Source organism: Dactylosporangium sp. CS-047395 (assembly GCF_050942185.1).
Classification (GTDB): Bacteria; Actinomycetota; Actinomycetes; order Mycobacteriales; family Micromonosporaceae; genus Dactylosporangium.
In genome coordinates this window covers 3,046,748-3,065,175 of the sequence record NZ_CP192015.1, presented here as the reverse complement: position 1 = coordinate 3,065,175, position 18,428 = coordinate 3,046,748, and the positions used below count along the sequence as shown (strand labels likewise).

General features: G+C 70.9%; 12 protein-coding genes. 2 read left to right on the top strand and 10 right to left on the bottom strand.

What is annotated here, in order from left to right; translation table 11 throughout:
• The first annotated feature begins 123 nt into the window (after positions 1-123).
• Complete coding sequence (locus ACQP00_RS14300; protein WP_433219107.1) at positions 124-1,179, top strand: LacI family DNA-binding transcriptional regulator; 1,056 nt, start codon at positions 124-126, stop codon at positions 1,177-1,179.
• 461 nt (positions 1,180-1,640) lie between these two features.
• Here ACQP00_RS14300 and ACQP00_RS14295 read toward each other — a convergent pair whose 3' ends face one another.
• From ACQP00_RS14295 to ACQP00_RS14270, 6 genes are all read right to left on the bottom strand, one after another.
• Positions 1,641-2,138: a phosphoribosyltransferase gene (locus tag ACQP00_RS14295; RefSeq protein ID WP_433219105.1), complete on the bottom strand. Its 498-nt coding sequence runs from the start codon at positions 2,136-2,138 to the stop codon at positions 1,641-1,643.
• A 33-nt stretch (positions 2,139-2,171) separates the two neighbouring features.
• Positions 2,172-2,429 carry a hypothetical protein gene (locus ACQP00_RS14290; protein WP_433219103.1) on the bottom strand — a complete coding sequence of 86 codons (258 nt, stop codon included), beginning with the start codon at positions 2,427-2,429 and terminating at the stop codon, positions 2,172-2,174.
• Positions 2,430-2,774: 345 nt separating this feature from the next.
• A complete protein-coding gene (locus tag ACQP00_RS14285) occupies positions 2,775-5,987 on the bottom strand; it encodes a GH92 family glycosyl hydrolase (protein WP_433219101.1) in 3,213 nt (1,070 codons plus the stop codon).
• An 84-nt stretch (positions 5,988-6,071) separates the two neighbouring features.
• Positions 6,072-7,331, bottom strand: a complete 1,260-nt coding sequence (locus tag ACQP00_RS14280) for a glycosyltransferase (RefSeq protein WP_433219099.1) — start codon at positions 7,329-7,331, stop codon at positions 6,072-6,074.
• A gap of 59 nt (positions 7,332-7,390) precedes the next feature.
• On the bottom strand, positions 7,391-9,112 hold the full coding sequence (locus ACQP00_RS14275) for a carbohydrate-binding protein (RefSeq protein ID WP_433219098.1): 1,722 nt from the start codon (positions 9,110-9,112) through the stop codon (positions 7,391-7,393).
• A gap of 30 nt (positions 9,113-9,142) precedes the next feature.
• Positions 9,143-10,750 carry a ricin-type beta-trefoil lectin domain protein gene (locus ACQP00_RS14270; RefSeq protein ID WP_433219096.1) on the bottom strand — a complete coding sequence of 536 codons (1,608 nt, stop codon included), beginning with the start codon at positions 10,748-10,750 and terminating at the stop codon, positions 9,143-9,145.
• Between the two features lie 168 nt (positions 10,751-10,918).
• On the opposite strand from ACQP00_RS14270, the gene ACQP00_RS14265 reads away from it, so the two are divergent.
• Entirely contained in the window at positions 10,919-12,778 is a 1,860-nt protein-coding gene (locus ACQP00_RS14265; RefSeq protein ID WP_433219094.1) for a M48 family metallopeptidase, read from the top strand.
• Between the two features lie 6 nt (positions 12,779-12,784).
• On the opposite strand, the gene ACQP00_RS14260 is transcribed toward ACQP00_RS14265, so the two are convergent.
• From ACQP00_RS14260 to ACQP00_RS14245, 4 genes are all read right to left on the bottom strand, one after another.
• Positions 12,785-14,545: a glycosyltransferase family 4 protein gene (locus ACQP00_RS14260; RefSeq protein ID WP_433219092.1), complete on the bottom strand. Its 1,761-nt coding sequence runs from the start codon at positions 14,543-14,545 to the stop codon at positions 12,785-12,787.
• A 71-nt stretch (positions 14,546-14,616) separates the two neighbouring features.
• Positions 14,617-15,195, bottom strand: a complete 579-nt coding sequence (locus ACQP00_RS14255; protein ID WP_433219090.1) for an RBBP9/YdeN family alpha/beta hydrolase — start codon at positions 15,193-15,195, stop codon at positions 14,617-14,619.
• Entirely contained in the window at positions 15,195-15,575 is a 381-nt protein-coding gene (locus ACQP00_RS14250; RefSeq protein WP_433060203.1) for a hypothetical protein, read from the bottom strand. The genes ACQP00_RS14255 and ACQP00_RS14250 overlap by 1 nt, the downstream gene beginning before the upstream one ends.
• On the bottom strand, positions 15,572-18,337 hold the full coding sequence (locus tag ACQP00_RS14245; protein WP_433219089.1) for a hypothetical protein: 2,766 nt from the start codon (positions 18,335-18,337) through the stop codon (positions 15,572-15,574). The genes ACQP00_RS14250 and ACQP00_RS14245 overlap by 4 nt, the downstream gene beginning before the upstream one ends.
• Positions 18,338-18,428 lie beyond the last annotated feature (91 nt).

Below are 18,428 nucleotides of genomic sequence, written 5' to 3'. Positions count from 1 at the left end.
GCTCTGGAGGCCTGTCAAGACCCTCAATATGCCGGATCGTGTAGACCAATATCCACGTTGCCGAGCGCTGGCTACACTCGTGCAGCGTGTAGTTCGTTCTACGTTTTTCGGAGGAGCGGCGGGATGGCAACGGACCCCGAGGTGGAGCCGGCACTGCCCGCCGCGCGCCGGGCAACCATCGCCGACGTGGCCGGCCGGGCCAACGTGTCCACGGCCGCGGTCTCGAAGGTCCTCCGCAACGCCTACGGCGTCAGCCCGGCCATGCAGGAGCGCGTCCGCGCCGCGATCGCCGAACTGGGCTACCGCCCCCACGCGGCGGCGCGAGGCATGCGCGGCCAGACGTACACCATCGGCGTCCTGATCCCCGACCTGCGCAACCCGTTCTTCCCGGAGCTCATCGAGGGCATCACCGACCACTTCGCCGGCACGGACTACCAGGCCCTGCTCGGCCCGGGCGGCAGCACCCCCGAGTCCCAGGCAAGAATCACCGAAGCCATGATCGACCGCCGCATGGACGGCCTCATCATGATCGCCCCGGTCCTGCCACGCAGCCAGCTGGAGGCCACCGCCCGCACCATCCCGACGGTGACCATCGGCCGCCACGGCCGCTCCTCGGACTTCGACGCCGTGGTCGACGACGACATCACGGGCGCCGGCCTGATCGTCGACCACCTGGCCGCGCTGGGCCACCGCCGGATCGCCCACATCGAGCACCGCGACACCACGCGAGGCATCCCCACGACCATGCCGCAGACGGTCCGCGCCGAGGGCTACCGCCAGGCCATGCAACGCCACAACCTGGAGGTGGACGTCGTCTCGTCGACATACAGCGAACAGGGCGGCTACACCGCGGCCCGCGACCTGCTGTCCCGCCCCGCCCGTCCCACCGCCATCTTCGCGGGCGCGGACGTGGCCGCGATCGGCGTGCTGAACGCCGTCCACGAGGCGGGCCTGCGCATCCCCGACGACATCTCGGTCGCGGGCTACGACAACACCACGGTCGCCGCGATGGGCCCGATCTCGTTGACAAGCGTGGACCAGGACGGCCACCTGATGGGCACGAACGCGGCGCGGCTGCTGCTGGAGCGGGTGGAGGGCAAGCGCCGGCGGTCGGTTCTGCTGTCCCTGTCACCGACACTGATGCCGCGTCGGAGCACGGCTCCTCCACCGCCGGACTGACCTCTTCGCGGTGCCGCTTGTTCTCTTTCCGAAATGCTGCATCGGGTGGGTGGAAAAGCGTCAGGCCGGACCGATGGTCACCACATATGTGCCCTCGGCCGATGGTCCCCGGCCGCCTGCGGCGACCGGAATGTATTAGCGTGGTCCCGCAGACGACTTTGGTCACCGTTCGGTGGTCCAGGCCGTGAATTCAGGAGCCGGGTCCGCCGTGGTCGACGTTCGGTGGTCCAGGAGAGAAATCCAATAAAACCAATTTCCTGAGTTGTACCACCGAATGATGACCACGACGGACCCGGCAGTCCCTCTACGGTCTGGACCACCAACCTTGACCAAAGTCGAGCCGGGACCACGCTAACCCTGTGGGCCGCCGCCAGGCGGGCCGAACCATCGGCCGAGGGCACATTTGCGGTGACCATCGGGCCGGTCGAAAAGCGTTAAGCCGGACCGATAGGCAACCGCGTTCAGCCGGTTACCTGGGCGTCAGGGTCAGTTACCGGCGGCAGGCTGGACCAGGGGAAGTTGATCCAGCGGTCCGTTCGGCGCCACACGTACTCGCAGCGAACCGTTGACTCCGGCTTCTCGTACAGCACCGCGCACCGAACCTCGGCGACCCGGCCGGCGCAGAAGTTGCGGACGGTTTCCAGGGTGGCGCCGGTATCAGCCACGTCGTCGGCGATCAGGATTCGCGCGGCGGCGAGGTCGGCCAGGTCTGGCTTGGGGTCCAGGATCAGCGGGGCGTCGAGGCGCTGGTCGATGCCGGTGTAGTACAGGACGTTGAGCATGTGGATGCTTTTCACGTCCAGGGCGTAGCTCAACGCGCCCGCCACCAGCAGGCCGCCCCGGGCCACGCTGAGGACCAGGTCGGGGCGGAAGTTGTCGTCGGCTATGGACTGCGCCAGCTCGCGGGCGGCGCGGCCGAAGGTCTGCCAGTCGAGCACTTCCCGCTCAGGCTGTTCCATGTGCGGGAAGCATACCGGCCGATGGTTGCGAGGCTACTTCTTCCGGGTGGTGGCTTTCGACTGCGTCGTCGCCTTGGCCGTCTTCGCCGGGGTGGGAGCGGCCGCGGGAGTTGCGCGGTTCGCGGCGTCCGGGCGGCGGCGGGTGGTCGATACCGCCAGGACCGCGTCGTTCACGGGGGCGGGGACCATGGCGATCTCCAGGTGGGCCGAGTCGGCGGTGGGGGCGGCCGCCGACAGTTGCGGCTCCTCGCCGGGGCGCAGGGTGATGGCTGTTGTGGCGAGGGTGACCAACAGCGCGCCCCAGGCGAGGGCCGGGCCCCGGCGGCGGCGTCGGGTGTGCCGGGGCCGGCCTTGCGGGGGTTGGGCGGAAGGTTGGGCAGGGGGTTGGGCAGGGGGCTGAGCGGAGCGTTGCGCGGACGGCTGGCCGTCGTGCCGGGCGCGGTACGCCGGTGGGGTGGTGCGGATCGGGACCGTCGAGCGCCTTGACGGGGCCGGGGGGATGTGCGCGATGGGGATGACGCGGACGTACGGGCGAACGAGGGCCGGAGGCATGCAACGAACGTAAGCCTCATCGGCCCTCGCCGATCCTGTCGAGCCCGGGTGAGCAGACGAATCACCCGGGCGTCACCCGTTCAATCACCCCAGGACGCGGAACTCGTAGATGCGCGTTGCGGTATCCGTCGTCTGGGTCGGGGTGCCGACCGTGAGGCGGACGTATCGGGCCGACGAGGTTACCGCGTGCGCGGTATTCGCGGCCGTGTTGTTCGTGACCGTGACGGCTCTCGTCCAGGTAGTGCCGTCAGTCGAGACGTCGATGGTGTAGGCCTTGGTGTTCCAGTCCGCCGACTCGCCGCCGGCCTGGGCGTGGGCCAGCTCGAAGCGGGTGATCGCGCGGGACGAGCCCAGGTCGACCTGGAGGGTGGCGCCGGTCGACAGGGAGCAGTACTTGTCGGTGTTGCCGCCCGTCACGCTGCCGTTCACGGCCTTCTCCGGGCCTTCCGTGGCCGCGCACGCCGGGGAGGCGGTGACCGGGCGGTTGAGGGCGAAGTTCGTGAGCGACTGGCCGTACGCCTCGAGTTCGTAGATGCGGGTGGCCGTGTCCGACGTCTGGGTCGGCGTCGTCACGTTCATCCGGATGTAGCGGGCCGACGTGGCCGCAATTGGGTGAGATGTCACGGGATCCGCGTTGTTCGTCACCGTCACCGGAGTGGCCCAGGTGGAGCCGTCCGTCGACGTCTGGAGCGTGAAGGCCTTCGTGTTGTACGCCCCCTGCTCACCACCGGCGCCCGCGTGCTTCACGACGATGCGGTTCACGGTCTGCGCGGAGCCGAGGTCGACCTGCAGCCAGGCGCCGGTGACGCCGGAGCAGAACTTGTCGGTGTTGCCGCCCGTGACGCTGCCGTTGACCGCCTTGTCCGGGCCCTCCGTGGACGCGCACGACGACGATCCGGTCGCGGCCTTGCCCTGCGCCAGGTTCGCCGTCGCGGCCGGGGGACTCGTGTGGTTGGCCGACGGGGGCGTGTCGCCGGCGGCGGTGCCCCAGGCACCGGGAGTACCGGTGACGCTGTAGTTGAGGGAAGCGCCGTGGGCGATGTCCGACTGGGACAGCCAGGTGCGGGTGAAGGCCGTGCCGCCGAGCGTGGCGGTGCCGATGTAGCGGTTGGTGTCGCTGACGCCGGCCGCGCTGATGTTCAGGGTGCCGCCCTGTTGGGACCCGAACGAGCCCACGGTCACCTTGGCCGAGGGGAACTGCGGGGTGCTGACGCCGTAGAAGTTGGCCCCGTTCATGAGCGGGTACAGGCCGAGGGACGAGAAGACGTACCAGGCCGACATGGTGCCGAGGTCATCATTGCCCGTGACGCCGTTCGGTCCGTTGGCGAACAGCGTGTAGGCGGCGCGCAGGACCGTGGCGGTCTTGTAGGGCTGACCGGTCCACAGGTAGGTGTAGGGCGCGAGCAGGTCCGGCTCGTTGTTCGGGTTGTAGGTCGTGAAGCTGTAGTAGTCGTAGGCGCCGTTGACCCACTTGGTGTGCGCGGTGCCCGACGGGTCGGCCAGCAGGTCGTTGTAGGCGAAGAACTGGTCCAGCCGGGTGTTCGTGCTGGCCTTGCCGCCGAGCAGCCCGACGAGGCCGTCGGGGTCCTGCGGGACGAGCCACTGGTACTGGTAGGCGCCCGCCTCGTGGAACGTGTGCGCGCCGTCCGTCGGCGAGTAGCTGGGCGCGAAGACGCCGTTGGCGTTGCGCGGCCGGAAGAAGCCGATCGACGGGTCGAAGAGGTTGCGGTAGTTCTGGCCGCGTGCGGCGAGCGCGTCGGCGTCCGCGGTGTGCCCGAGCGCTCTGGCCATGATGGACAGTGCCGAGTCGGCCGCCGCGTACTCCAATGTGGACGAGCTCGGGTACTGGCAGTCATGGTCGAACTGGTTCGTCGGCGTGCACGTGACGCCGGTGGGGATGTATCCGAGCGCGGTGTAGTACGGGTTGCCGTTGCGGCCGTTGAGCCCGGTCGACGCCGGCGGGGTGCCGAGCGCGTTCTTGCGCAGCGCGGTGTAGAACTGCTCCTCGTAGCCCGACAGCAGCCCGCGCGACCACAGGTCGACGAGGAACGGCGTCACCGGGTCGCCGGTCATGGTGTTCGTCTCGGTGTTGTCCAGCGCCCAGCGCGGCAGCCAGCCCAGCTCCCGGTCCACGGCGAGCAGCGAGAGCGCGGAGTCGCGGGCGACCTGCGGCTCCAGCAGCGCCACGAGTTGGTTCTGGGCGCGATAGGTGTCCCAGAGCGAGAAGGTCTGGTACGGCGTGTACCCCGAAGCCGTGTGCACCGCGTTGTCGAAGCCGCGGTAGCTGCCGTCCACGTCGCCGGCGAGGTTCGGGTGCAGCAGGGAGTGGTACAGCGAGGTGTAGAACGCCACCTGCCGGTCCGTGGTCCCGCCGTCGACCTCCGCCTTGTGCAGCTTGGCGTTCCAGGTGTCGTGGGCGGCCGTCCGTACCGAATCGAAGCCGAACCCCGTCGAAGACGTCTCGGCGCTCAGGTTGGCCCGCGCGCCCGGCAGGCCCGTGTAGGACAGCCCGACCTTCACCGTGACCGTGCGGTCGGAGCTGGTGTCGAAGCGCGCCCAGCCGCCGCGCGCGCCGCTGCCCGACGAGGTGCGGGAGCCGTTGCTGAACGTCGAGCCCGACCAGGTGCCGAACGAGGCGAACGCCCGGCTGAACTGGGCCGTGAAGTAGACCGTATGTGCGGGCGAGGAGCCGCAGAAGCCGCCGACGGTGACCGAGCCCTCGACCGTGTCACTGCCCACAATGGACACGCTGGAGTTGCTGGCGCCGGTGGCCGAGCCACGCGCCTGGGCGGTGTTGAACAGCACGTTGGACTGGGTGCCGGCCGGGAACGTGTACCGCTGCCAGCCCGTGCGCAGCGTCGCGGTCAGCTCGGCGGTGACGCCGTTGGCCATCCCGAGCTTGTAGTAGCCCGGGGTGGCCTGCTCCTGCGCGTGGTTGAGCGGCTGCCCGTACGTGTTGGGGTCGTTGCTGCTGACCGCCCCGACGGTCGGCATGAGCGGCACCTCACCGGCGACCGGGCAGCCGACGCCGGACAGGTGGGTCTGCGAGAAGCCCCAGACCTTCGTGTGGTCGTAGTTGTAGCCGGTCCCCCAGCCGGTGTCCGGGCTGACCTGCACCATCCCGAACGGCAGCGCCGCACCGGGAAACGTGTTGCCCTCCTTCTGCGTCCCGATCAACGGATTGACGAGACCAGTGAGGTCGGCGGGTACGGCGGCCCGGGCGGGCGCACCGAGGGCGGTCACGGTGACGGCGGCGGCGCATGCCGCGGCCAGGACGTTGCAGAGCAGCCTTCTCACGTCGCTCCGATCGATCAACCAGGTGAGTGGCCGCCGACCGCCGAATCGACGCTCGTGAAGGTTCTCCCATTCCAGGGAGATCTGTCAATACTTGACAATTGCGGGCTTGGTGACGCCCTCGATCAGGCGGACGACCTCGGCCGCGGTGTCGATCCGCGCGTACGCGTCGCGCAGCCGGTTCGCGCCCCGCTGAAACGCCGGATCGCCCAGCACCTGCAGGATCGCGGCGCGCAGGTCGGCGTCGGCGGGCGTCGCGGAACGCAGCCGCCGCCCCGCCCCGGCGTGCTCGACGCGGGCCGCGACCTCGGGCTTGTCCTCGGTCGCGCCGGCCACCACGAGCGGCACGCCGTGCGCGAGGGCGGTCTGCACGCCGCCGTACCCGCCGTTGGTCACCATCGCGCTCGTGTACGGCAGCAGGTACCGGTGCGGGACGAACCGGGCGGCGCGGGCGTTGGCCGGCAGCTCCCCCAGCACCGCCGGGTCGGCCCCGCCGGTGGTCGCGACGACGAGCACGTCGTCGCCGGCGAGCACCCGCGCGGTGCGGGCGACGAGCGCGCCGAGGTCGTCGTTGGCGACGGTGCCCTGGGTGACGTGCACGACCGGGCGCTCGCCGGCGATGACGTCGAGCCACCAGGCGGGCGGGTCGAACGGGATGCCGGGTTCGTCGCCGAGGTAGCCCACGAACCGCACCTGTTCGGGCAGGTCGGAGCGGAAGTACTCGAACTCGGCCACGCCGTTCTGCAGGTGCAGCAGCGGCGAGATGGCCGACAGCGGGGAGACGCGGGTGGGCGGGAGCTCGACGCGGGCTCGGATGGCCTGCCAGTGGCGGTGGACGTCGCGCAGGACCACGCGGTCCATCAGTGCGTAGAGGGCCAGATTGCGCAGCCGGCCGAGCGCGGTGGCCGACGGGGGCAGCGCGGTGCCGAAGGGCGCGGTGTCGCGGCTCGGGATCGGCAGCGGCGTGATCCCGACCGAAATCCAGTCGATGCCGGTGAGCTCGTGCAGCGCACCGGCGCCGAAGAAACCCATGTCGGCGATCAGGGCCGTCGGCCGCGTTTGCGTGACGAGCGACGTCAGTTCGGTGACCTGGAGCGGTACCGGATCCAGGAAGAGATGCTTGAGGTCCCAGCGGATGCCGGCCAGGCCCGTGTGCTCGCTTCTCGGCGGTGGGCCGTCGAGGTCGGGGTGCATCGGGCGGTGGGTGGCGCCGGTTGCGCCGACGTTCTGGTCGCGGCCCGTGTACCAGTCGACCGTGTGGCCGGCCGCGATCAGGGCGCGGGCGATCGGCTTGAGCGGGTTGGTGTGGCCCGCCTGCGGCATGGATGCGAACAGGAAATGGGACATGTCTGCGGACACGCACAGGGCGGCGCCATGGTTCGGCGCCGCCCTGTCGGGTTCGGGACTTACACGAACTTGAACCAGTCGAGGTCGAGGACGTCGGCGGAGTCGCCGACCTTCACGACCGCGGTGATGGAGGTGGTGCCGGCGGGCAGGTTGCTGACGTTGAAGGAGATTTCCTTGTACGACGTCCAGCTGCCGGTGCCCAGCAGGCCGGGCGCGGCGATGACCGGGCCGGTGGCCGAACCCGCGTGGAACTCGAGCGTGAAGGCCTGGTTGGTGGCGCGGCCGGACGAGTAGCGGAAGGTCACCATGTTGGGGTTACGGCCGCCCCAATTGAGGCCGTCGTACCGCATCCAGTCGTTGTTGCTGGTGTAGCCGACCTCCTTGCCGCCGCTCGCGGTGGAGGTGCTGACGATCTGGGTGCCGCTCTGCGAGTTGTACGACTCGGCCTCGATCGTGCTGAAGGCGTTGCGGTTACCACCCCCGGTCGGCGGAGTGGTCGTCGGCGAGGTCGGCGGGTTGGTCGTCGGTTGCGTGCCGCCGCCGCCCCAGTTGGCGCCGCGTCCGGTGAGCGTGCCGTTGACGAAGACCGAATTCTGCAGCTCGCGCTTGAAGTTCGCGCGGATGTTGGCGTTGTCCTGCACGCGGCTGTTGCCCCAGTAGCCGTCGGTGCAGTTCGGTGAGCCCGCGGTCGAGCCGGGCGGGCAGGCGAACTGGGCGATCGCCTCCCAGTTGCTGTTGATGTACGCGGCCGCCCGCAGCACGTCGGTGTTCGCGTTGATGTAGGAGAAGTACTGGTCGTACCAGCTGCCGATCTTCGTCCAGTCGCCGTTCAGCGAGACCCGGTTGTTGACGTTCGTGCAGGAGGCGTCGAGGTTGGCGGTGCGGTACGCCTGCGGGGTCGCCTCGGCGATCATGGCCGGCTTGTTGTGCCCGCGGGCGAAGTTCAGCGCCCGGTCGTAGAGCACCTTCGGGCTGCTGGTCGGGGTGTCGCAGGCCCACTGGTACTGCCGGTAGGTCGCGTCCCAGTAGAACGTGCTCATGCCGACCCAGTCGACCACGTCGTCGCCCGGGTACCAGTCGGCGAGGTGGTTGGGGTTGCTGAAGTCGAACTTGTAGGTGGCGTCGCCGTCCTTGGCGTAGGTCGCGCTCTGCCACACCGTCGCGATGTTGGCCGCGCCGAGGGCGTCGATGCGGCCCTTCACGTACCGGAACGCCTGCTTGTAGAAGTCGGTGTTGTAGCAGTTCCACGGGCCGTCGAACTCGTAGCCGACCCGCAGGTACACGGAGCGGTTGGTGTCCTTCAGGTACGTCACGAGGTTGTCGAGGTTCTGCCGGTACTGCTGGCCGAGCCCGCCGGCGATGTCGGCGTCCTGGCGGCCGATGAGCGCCCGCAGCGGCTGGTTGGCGCAGCCCGGCCCGTCGGCGAGGTAGAGCCCGACGGCGACGGCCGCGCCCGGATACTGCGACAGCGTCTGCCCGAAGTCGGTGACGTTGCCGTTGAGGTTGCACGAGCCGCTGAGGCCGTTGCAGACACCGGGGGTGATGTTGGTGTACAGCGTGATCCCACCCGGCCGCGGCATGCTCGCGTCGGTGTCGAGGACCTGGGTCTTGTACGCGGACAGGTCGGGAGTGCTCTGCCCGATGAGGGACAGCACCTTGCCGTTGGCGGGAAGGTTGCGCCCGGCCACGGCGGCGGCCGGGAGCGCGTTGAGGATCGGCACGGAGACGGCGGCCGCGAGGGCCAGCCCGGCGCCGAGCAGGATGCGTTTACGCGAGGACATTGGGGGTGTCGGACCTCTCTTGTCGGGGAGTCAGGCGGTTGCGAGTCGCCAGGATTGGTTGGACTGCGGCCCCGTCCCGCAGGTCCAGATCTCCAGCCGGGTGCCGTTGGTGGTACCCCAGCCGGTCGCGTCCAGGCACTTGCCGGACTGCGGGTTGAGCATGGTGCCGTTGGCCTGCATGACCCAGCGCTGCGCCCCGTTGCCCAGGCACGTCCACTGCTGGACCTGCACGCCGTCGGCGGTGCCGTTGCCGGTCACGTCGAGGCACTTGCCGGAGCCGTTGACCCAGGCGTCCCCGGTGCGCCGCCAGGTCTGCGCGCTGTTGCCCAGGCAGTCCCAGAGCTGCACCGCCGCCCCGTCGGCCGCGCTGCCCCCGGACACGTCGACGCAGCGGTTCGAGCCGGCGCCGATGATGCGGTTCGCGGTCGTACCGCCGGAGCATCTGTCCACGAAGCCGCGGTCCACGAGGCCCTGGCAGAACGACGCCTTCGCCGCCGGATACCGCGACAAGCGGCCGTCGACGAACCAGGTGGAGTTCACCGGGAAGTCGAAGCTGCCGTCGTTGATGCCGTCCCAGCCGTACCGGAAATCCAGATCGATGTAGACGGCGGCCTTGATGACGTTGCTGAGGTCGTAGGTGCCCGCGAGGTTCGGGATCGGCCCGGTGTAGTTCATCAGCCCGAACAGCCGCTGCACCCACGTGTTGCCGCGGGAGGCTTCGAGGCCGGAGGTGTCGCCGCCGTTGTCGGTGAAGTTCATCATCCCGGACTCCGACACGATCATCGGCTTCGCGTGGTCCTTGCTGAACTTCATCATCTTCAGCACGTTGCCGTCGTAGTCCCAGTTCTTCCACACGGCGGCCGCGTTGCCGTTGCTGTCCGTGCCGATGTACGCGTTGCGGCACTGCAGGGCGCCGGTGTCGTAGTTCTGCGGCGGGGTGCCGTTGTAGAGGTAGCCGTTGTCGTAGATCGGCAGGCACAGCTCGTGCGCGAACACCGACACGCCGACCCAGTCCACCACGTTGTCACCCGGGTACATGGCCTCGTACTCGCCGCGGACCGGGTGGTAGACGTACGTGACGTTGTCCTGCCGCTTCGCCCCGTCGATGAGCTGGCGGATTTTCGCGAACGCGCCCTTGTACGAGGAGCACGACGCGTCGGTGCAGTGGTAGAAGCTCGACACCTCGTAGTCGAGGCGCAGGAAGAACTTGGCGTTCGGGTACTGGTTGACGAACGCGATGAGCTGGTTGAACTGCGCCGCGTACTGCCCGGCGGCCAGTTCCGCGGTCACCTGGCGGGACCGCGCGGCCTTGGCGTTCTCGTCCCCGCCGCCGAAGCCGGGCGGGTTGTCCTTCCAGGAGACTCCGACCTGGATCATCTTGCCCTGCTGGGCCAGGTAGGTCGCGTAGTCCTTGTGCCCCTGGTTCACCCAGGTGCCCGACTTGACCTCGTAGTAGACGGAGCCGCCACTGGGGGCGGCGGCGAATGATGTGTAGTCGTCCCACGCCGTTTTCGTGGACTGTCCCACGAACAACAACCGCCCGTTCCCCGGCGCGAACGTCGAGGCGGTGGCGGCCGCCGGTGCCACCGCGAACAGCGGCACGATGAGCATGAGCACGACGAGAAACCGTCGTAGCATGCCGGTACGCTACGAAGCCCGCCGATCTTTCCGAAGCGTTTTCGAAAGCCGCCTGAACGTTGCACGCCGCAGGTCGACCTTGGGTAACGACCTCGTCTCGGGACAGACAGGCGGCACCCTCGTTGCCGATAATGTGAACCGAATCCACATAACGGGGGACGAAACGCTATGAAGACGACGATCCGGGCCGCCATCTCGGTCGTGCTGCTCGCCGGGTTCTACCTGCTCGCCATCGCGCTCATCGGGGGGCTCGGGTGGGCCACCGTCTGGCTGTGGAATGAGCACCCCGGCGCCGCGGCCGGGAAACTGGCGTTCCTGACCATCGCCGTGGCGGTCGGGCTCATCGTGGCGTTCTGGAAGATCCTCACGGCCAAGCCGGGCGAGCCCGAGGGGCTGCCGCTGGCGCCGCACGAGGCGCGCGGGCTGTGGGACACCGCGCACGAGCTGGCGCATCAGGTCGGGACGCGGGCGCCAGACGAGATCCGGCTCATTCCGGACGTCAACGCGGCCGTCGCCGAGCACACGCGGTTTCTCGGGCTGGCCGGCGGGCGGCGGATCATGTACGTCGGGCTGCCGCTGCTGCAGGCGTTCAGCGTCGCGCAGCTGAGCTCGGTGCTGGCCCACGAGCTCGGGCACTACTCCGGCAGCCACACCAAGCTCGGCGCCCTCGCGCACCGGGGCCGGATGGCCATCGTGCAGACGATCGTGCAGGTCGGGCCGTCGAGCCTGGCCGGGTTCGTGTTCCGGACCTACGCGCGGCTGTACATCCTGGTCGAGCAGGCGGTGAGCCGGCGGATGGAGTACGAGGCCGACGAGTTCTCGGTGCGCATCGCGGGGCGGGCGGCGGCCGTGAGCGCGATGCGGGACCTCGCGGTCGTGGACGCGGCGTGGAACTTCTTCGTCAACCGGTACGTGACGATCGGCTGGGACGCCAAGCTCGCCCCGCGCGACGTGTTCGGCGGCTTCGCCCAGCTGCTGCGCGGGCGCTCCGGGGAGCTGGCCAAGCTGCGGGACTCGGCGCCGGAGGAGGAGCGCTCGCGGTGGGACTCGCACCCGCCGATCGCCGACCGCATCCGGGCCATGGAGGCCATGCCGGACTCCGGCGTGGCGGTCGACAACCGGCCGGCCGCGGCGCTGCTCGGGGACCCGGCCGGGCTCGCCCTGCGGCTGCAGCGGGCCGCGCTGAACATCGAGGACAAGACGCTGCTGCCGTGGGACGAGCTCACCGACGCCAGCATCTCGGCCAACGCCCAGCGGGACGTCGACGCGCTGTTCCGGGCCGCGGCCCGGCTCGCGGGGGCGCCGCAGGGGGACCTGGGGCTGGTGCTGTACATCGTCGAGCGGGGCGGCGCCGGCGACCTGGGCCGCGCGGTCAACCCGCACGGCGACCCCGAGGAGCAGCGGGAGATCCTGGCCGACCGGATCGACTCGGCCATCGGGCTGGCCGCGCGCCGCGGGGGCATCGGCCGCTGGAAGCACTCGTGGACCGGAGGCGCCACGTTCGCCCGGACCGACGGCAGCGACCTGCCGATCATGGAGATCGCCCGGCTGGCGATCGCGGCCGAGACGGTGCCGGCGGCTCGCCAGCGGCTGGCCGAGGCCGGCATCGACGCGCGCGCGGTGCAGCAGCAGTCGGCCGTGGCCACCGCGGACGGCGGCGAGGTCATCGGCGGCATCGCGAACATGAACGCGCCCGGCAAGCTGCACTTCGACGTGCTGCTGCTGTCCAACGGGCTGGTCCTGGTGCCGGGCCCGAAGTCGACCGACGACGGCAAGAAGCGCCTGATCCAGATCCTGCAGTCGGCGCCCGTCGCGCAGCTGGCGAAGCAGCACCGGTTCGTGGCGTACGAGGACATCCGCGCGGCCGAGGTGCTCAAGAACGTACCGATCAAGGTGCGGTTGATCCTGCACAGCGGCGAGACGCTGGAGCTGGCCGAGACCTGGACCGGGGAGTCGCTGGACAAGAACGACCGGGAGCTGCTCGCCGCCGCCCTGGCGCCGTATCTCCCCCAGCCACAGGCGTCCTGAGGCGGCTCAGGCCACCAGGGCGAGGATCTGGGCGACCGTTTTCTCCCAGGTGTACCGCTCGATGATCTGCGACCGCAGCTCCCGGGCCCGCCGGAAGGCGGCCCGGGGGTCCTCCAGGGCCCGGGCCAGCGCCTCGCCCCAGCGCCCGGCGATCTCGTCGTCGGTCCCGTCCATCGCGACGATTTCCCGCTGCTCGGGACGGCCGCCGTCGCGCGGGAGCTCCCGCAGCAGCTCGGCGAGGCCGCTGTTCGACGTGATCAGCACCGGTACCCCGGCCGCGATCGCCTCGTAGGCCGCCAGCCCGAACCCCTCGTGCCGGGACGGCATGATCACCACCGCCGAGCCGAACAGGTCCCGGCGCAGGGCGTCGGGGTCGGACGTGTACTCGCGGCGGGTCACCTCCACACCCGGCGCCAGCTCGCGCAGGGAGTCGATGCGGTCCTTGACCGTCGCGTCGTCGGCCGCCCGCACACCCCGGATGATCAGCCGGGGCCGCGCGCCCGCGCCGCCGCGCAGCCGGTCCACCGCGCGCCGGACCGCGTCGACGGCGTAGTCGAGGCCCTTCGACGCGCTGTCCTCCGCCCGGGCCAGCAGCAGCACCTGGCGCTCCTCGGGCGGGTCCTCGGGGTCGGCCACCCTGCCCCAGTCGCGCAGGCCCGGCACCAGGTTCAGCACCGGGCGCGGGCCCGAGCCGTCGCGCAGGCCGTTGCGGATGGTGCGGGCCAGCAGCGGGCCGACGCCGGCGATGAAGTCGGCCGTGCCGGCCAGCTCCTCCTCGAGCCGCCGCTGCTCGGCCGCGGTCAGCATCCGCGACGCGCCGCCGGGCACCTCCTTGGCCACCTCGAGCCGCTCGGCGTCGGTGTGCACGATGTGCAGCCGCCGGGCCCGCGGGTGGTGGGCGTGGCACACCCCCAGCGCCAGCGGGCCGAGCACCGGGCCGTGCCCGACGATCAGGTCCGGCTCGAAGCCGCCGGCGCACACCGCGCAGCCCGCCGGGAGCAGCAGCAGCTCGCGGTCGGACAGGCCGGGCAGCTCGGGCGGCGCCACGAGATGCACGCCCGCGGCCCGCGCGTCCTCGCCCAGCCGGACGTCGGCCCGCGGCACGAGCGCGTGCACCTCGGCGCCGGCCCGGGCCAGGGCGATGGCGAGCTCGCGGTTGACGGTGGAGATTTCGCGGGTACTGGAGCGCCACTCATCCCCCACGAGCAGCACGCGCGCCCGGGGCAGGACCGGCGCGGGGCCGGGTTGGGGGCGCGCGGTCCGCTCCGGCGGCGGGGACGGTTCGGTGCCGAGCAGGTGGCTGACGGTCGCGTTCAGATCGGGGAGCGGCTCGAACTCGATGCCGCCCAGGCGGTACCACGACGGGGATTCCGCGGCGACGCACACCGCGATCCGGGGCAGCCCCAGCCGGCGCAGCCCGGCGCCGATCGGACCCAGGTCGACCGGGTGCCGACCGGCCACGACCACGAACTGCGCGAGTTCGGCGTCGGTGTGCTGCTCCCGGTAGCGCGCGACCCCGCCGTACAACTTCTGGATCTTGTCCTGGAGACTGCCGGGCAGCTCCGCGGTGGGCCAGACCGCCACGTCGATGACGAGCATCGGGCGGCCCGGGCGCACGACCTCGATCGGCGGCGTGTCGAGACCCTTGGCCGCGACCTCGGCGTGCAGCAGCTCGGCGAGGCGCACGCGGAACTGTTCCACGGCGGCGGCCTGGCTGGTGGGGGTGCCGTCGAGGAACGGGCGGGCGAGATCGGCGATCACGTCCATGCCGCGATGCTAGGCAGGTCGCGCCACCGCCGCTACCGGGCGTCGGCAAGCGTACACCGGGAGCGATCTTGTCAATCCACGCCGAGGCGGTGCTCCGGGTCCTCGCACCAGCGCAGCGCCGAGTGCCAGCGGCCGTAGCCTGCGACCATGTCGACGTGCCCCGCCCCGTCGATCCGGTCCACGTCGAACAGCCCGGCGTAGCGCTCGTCGGCGGGCGGCTCGCAGTACGGGTCCGCGGCGGCGCACGCCAGCCGCGGCGGCGCGGCCGAGGAGGCCCGCACCGCGTCCAGCGCGGCCATCGGCGGCGCGAAGTGCCGCAGCGGCTCGGTGCGGGCCAGGAACTCGGGGCTCGGCGGCGCGACCAGCAGCACCCGGTCCACGGGCAGGTGCACGCTGCCCTGCGCGGCCAGGTGCAGCCACGCCACGCACGACAGGCTGTGCGCGATGACGGTGAGTCCCTGCCCGGGCTCGCGGGCGATCGCCTTCTCGATCGCGCCCAGCCAGTCCTTGAGCACGGGCCGGTCGGGCTCCGGCAGCCCCGGGTAGTCGACGTCGTGGCCGGCCGCGCGCAGCCGCTCCGCGAGCCAGAACTGCCAATGCCCAACCGGACGCTGGTTCTCCCAGCCGTGCAGAATCAAGAATCGGCTCATCAGAACAACTCTGCCCAATGGATTAGGCCCGGCAGCAGCAGAAGCGCCAGGACGAATGCCACGAGCGTACCGATCAGCGGCGCCCACGCCTTGCGCATCGCCGCACCGATGTACTGTTCCCGGATTTCGCGCTTCTCCTCGTCGCTGAACTCGCGGTCGATGTACAGGTCGGCGTCGCGCTCACCGTGCTCGACGAGCTGGGCGGCCCAGGTCAGGAAGCCCGCCGCGGCCACCCAGCACAGCGAGTCGACGGCGACCTTGCCGGTGCTCACCGTGCCCTCGGGCCCGGTCGCGACGGACGTGAGCAGGTTGATCCCGGCGCCGGCGAAGATGCCGGCCAGGAAGTTCAGCGACGAGGGACCGGGCAGCCGCAGCTTCACCGCGGGCCGCCGGCGTCGTCAGCCGACGGGAAGGGCAGTTGCAACGGCCAGGCTCCCCCGCACACCTCGCGCCCGAGCTCGTCGAGCGCGGTGAGCACCTCCCGCGGCGCGTCCGGGCTGAGCAGCTGGTTGAGGGTCTGGTAGAGGTCGCGCTGCTTCTGCAGCTGGTTGAGCTTCTGCTGCACCGACGGCGCGCCCGAGACCGCCGGCCCGCTGCGCACCCGCAGCTGCTGCTCCAGGCGCTGGTGCAGCTGCTCGGCGGCGTCGGTCCAGCGCCGCAGCTCCTCCGGGGAGAGCTTCGGGATGGCCGCCTCCACCGCGTCGGGCACCGGCTTCGGCACGGCGGGCAGGGTCGGCACGTACGGGCTCACCGCCTCCTCCTCGTTGCCGTTGAGCACGTTCTCCAGCAGCCCACGGAACTCGGCGCGGACCCGCGCCCAGGCCATGTTGGTCAGCTGGGAGCTGATGAACGGCACCCGCAGGGCCTCCTCGGGCCGCGCGTCGCGGCTCAGTTCCGGCCGTTCGAGCAGCTGCCGCGACTCGCTCTCGACCCGGTTCAACAGCTCCACGAGGTTCGTCTGGATCGGCCAGTTCGTATACAGCGCGAGCGTCTCGAGCATGTTGGCCAGATCGATCTCCCGGTCCGGCTTGGCGCACTCCTCCACCCGCTCCTGCAGCCAGGTCACGGCCGAGTCGATGGTGTCCCGGCGGACGAACCCGGCCAGGTACAGCCCGGTGAGGCACATGGACGTGGTCGCCTCGTCGGAGTTCCAGTCCCCGGTGCCGCTGCGCCAGTGCACGGCGGCCGGCCCGAGCCGGTCCAGCAGCCAGCTGCACGCGCGCTGGACGACCAGATCGCCGGCGTGCCCGGCCTGGCACAGCCCGATCACGATCCGGGCGGTCACCCACGGCACCCGCGCCGGATAGAAGTTGCCGTCGATCTCCTGGGCCCTCCTGGCCATCGCGACCAGCGCCTCGATCCGCGCCCGCTCGCGGTGCTCGGGCGGCGCCGTGCCCTCCAGGCCGAGCAGCAGGCCCAGCGCCCAGTTCTGGTACGCGCGCCGCGGCTGGATGCCCGCGGCCGCCATGCCCGACGGGTGCTTGTCCGGGGAGTACAGCCGGTCCTCGTTCTCCATCCGCTTGACGATGTGCAGGAAATCGGTGATGTCCGTGGTCGGGTCCCCGATCGGCTCCGGCAGCACGGCGATGGGGTCGAGGTACTTCCACTTCGCCCGGATCGGCCCGGCGATCAGCGCCCACCGGTCGGGCTCCTCCGGCCGGTGCCGGATGAACGCCGTGGCCGCGAAGACGGACGCGCCCAGCGTGCCGCCCCACGTCGGGTCCCGCCGGGTCAGCACCTCCAGCGTGGCGTCGACGCGCTCGACGATGTCCCAGGTGGCCTGCAGGCGCAGGTTGCTCCAGCGCATCCGCTCGGGCGAGACGAACCGGTCGAGCTGGCTGAACACGGCCCGGATGCCGCGGGTGCCGCTGCGCTGCAGGTGCCGCCACGCGATGTCCTCGGGCTTGTCCCGGCACACGTCGGGCCAGGTCCGCCGGGCATACCGCATGACCAGCTGAGCGCGGCGGCGCGGGCCGATGGTGTACGCGTCGTCGGTGCGGTGGATCAGCTTGCGCGCGTGCAGCCGCTCGACGGCCGGCCCGAACAGGTCCGCGGCCTTGCGGGCGGCGATCACCAGGCCGAGCGAGCCGAGACAGGCCAGGTGGTAGAGCGCGTGCTGCTCGGCGGGGTCGGTGGTGTCGCGGGTGTACTCCTCCTGCAGGTCGAGCTGCGTCGGCACCCGCCGCTCGTTCGACCGGTAGAACTTCAGGGCCGTGTCGGCCATGTGGACGTCGGTGTCGACCAGCCGCTCGATCCGCGACCGGTCGGCCGGGGCGAGGCCCTCTTCCTCGTCCAGCATCAGCCGCACGGTGTCGCGGCCGTCGATCGGGACCTCGTACAGGTCGAGCACCCGCTGCTCGCCCTGCTGCAGCAGCTCCGCCACCGGCGGCAGCCCGATGGCCAGGACCCGGATCGGCAGGTCGTAGTCCTGCCGGAGCCGCTTCACGCACCGGAAGACGTTGGTGACGATCGGCAGGTTGGCGTGCAGGCCGTCGACGATGAGCAGGTAGTCCTGGGCCTGTTCGAGCTCCAGCAGCGTGCGTACCACCGACTCGGGCCCGTCGGCCGGGTCGGTGAGGTTGAGCCAGACCACGCCCCGCCCGGCCCCGGCGCGCTCGTCGGCGATCGCCGCCGCGAGCGCCGAGCGGCCCGAGCCGTGATCGCCGAGCAACAGCACGTCCTGGCCCTTGGTCAACGCGTTCTCCACCGCGTCGTAGGCCGGCGTGCCCTTGAAGACCCGCATCTGCTCGATGAGCTGGGCGCGGTCCGGTGGGTGCGCCTCCCCGATCCGCCGCGGCCGCCAGCCGGACGGCAGCGGCTCCGCCTCCAGGATCGCGTACGCCAACAGCCCCAGCTCGTCGACGCCCTTCTCCAGCGCCGACCTGATCACCGCCAGGTTGAGCTCGACCCGCCGGCGCGGCGCCGCCCCGAGCGCGAAGATGTCGACCTTCAGCGTCGGATCGTGGTCGAAGGCGAAGGTCACCGGGGCGAACCACAGCGCCCCGTCGCGTTGCTGACGGTCCAGATCGACCCGGGCCCCGGCCCGTTCGACGTCGTCCATGGCGGCACGCAGCACATCGGCCGCCGCGCTGCCCTCGATCTTCAGCGCGGCGGTGGTGTGCGGCCATAACGGGTCCGGCACGACACTCCCTCCTGGCAGGGTCGCCGGTGGGGTCCGGCGCCGCCTAGGGGGGATGACGCGGTGAGGTGCGTCCGCGGTATCCCTGCGAATC

Excerpts from the sequence above, each read along its gene's own strand:
- ACQP00_RS14255 (WP_433219090.1), bottom strand. The coding sequence starts at position 15,195 with ATGAGCCGATTCTTGATTCTGCACGGCTGGGAGAACCAGCGTCCGGTT.
- ACQP00_RS14295 (WP_433219105.1), bottom strand. The coding sequence starts at position 2,138 with ATGGAACAGCCTGAGCGGGAAGTGCTCGACTGGCAGACCTTCGGCCGC.
- ACQP00_RS14270 (WP_433219096.1), bottom strand. The coding sequence starts at position 10,750 with ATGCTACGACGGTTTCTCGTCGTGCTCATGCTCATCGTGCCGCTGTTC.
- ACQP00_RS14260 (WP_433219092.1), bottom strand. The coding sequence starts at position 14,545 with ATGGACGTGATCGCCGATCTCGCCCGCCCGTTCCTCGACGGCACCCCC.
- ACQP00_RS14265 (WP_433219094.1), top strand. The coding sequence starts at position 10,919 with ATGAAGACGACGATCCGGGCCGCCATCTCGGTCGTGCTGCTCGCCGGG.
- ACQP00_RS14275 (WP_433219098.1), bottom strand. The coding sequence starts at position 9,112 with ATGTCCTCGCGTAAACGCATCCTGCTCGGCGCCGGGCTGGCCCTCGCG.
- ACQP00_RS14300 (WP_433219107.1), top strand. The coding sequence starts at position 124 with ATGGCAACGGACCCCGAGGTGGAGCCGGCACTGCCCGCCGCGCGCCGG.
- ACQP00_RS14280 (WP_433219099.1), bottom strand. The coding sequence starts at position 7,331 with ATGTCCCATTTCCTGTTCGCATCCATGCCGCAGGCGGGCCACACCAAC.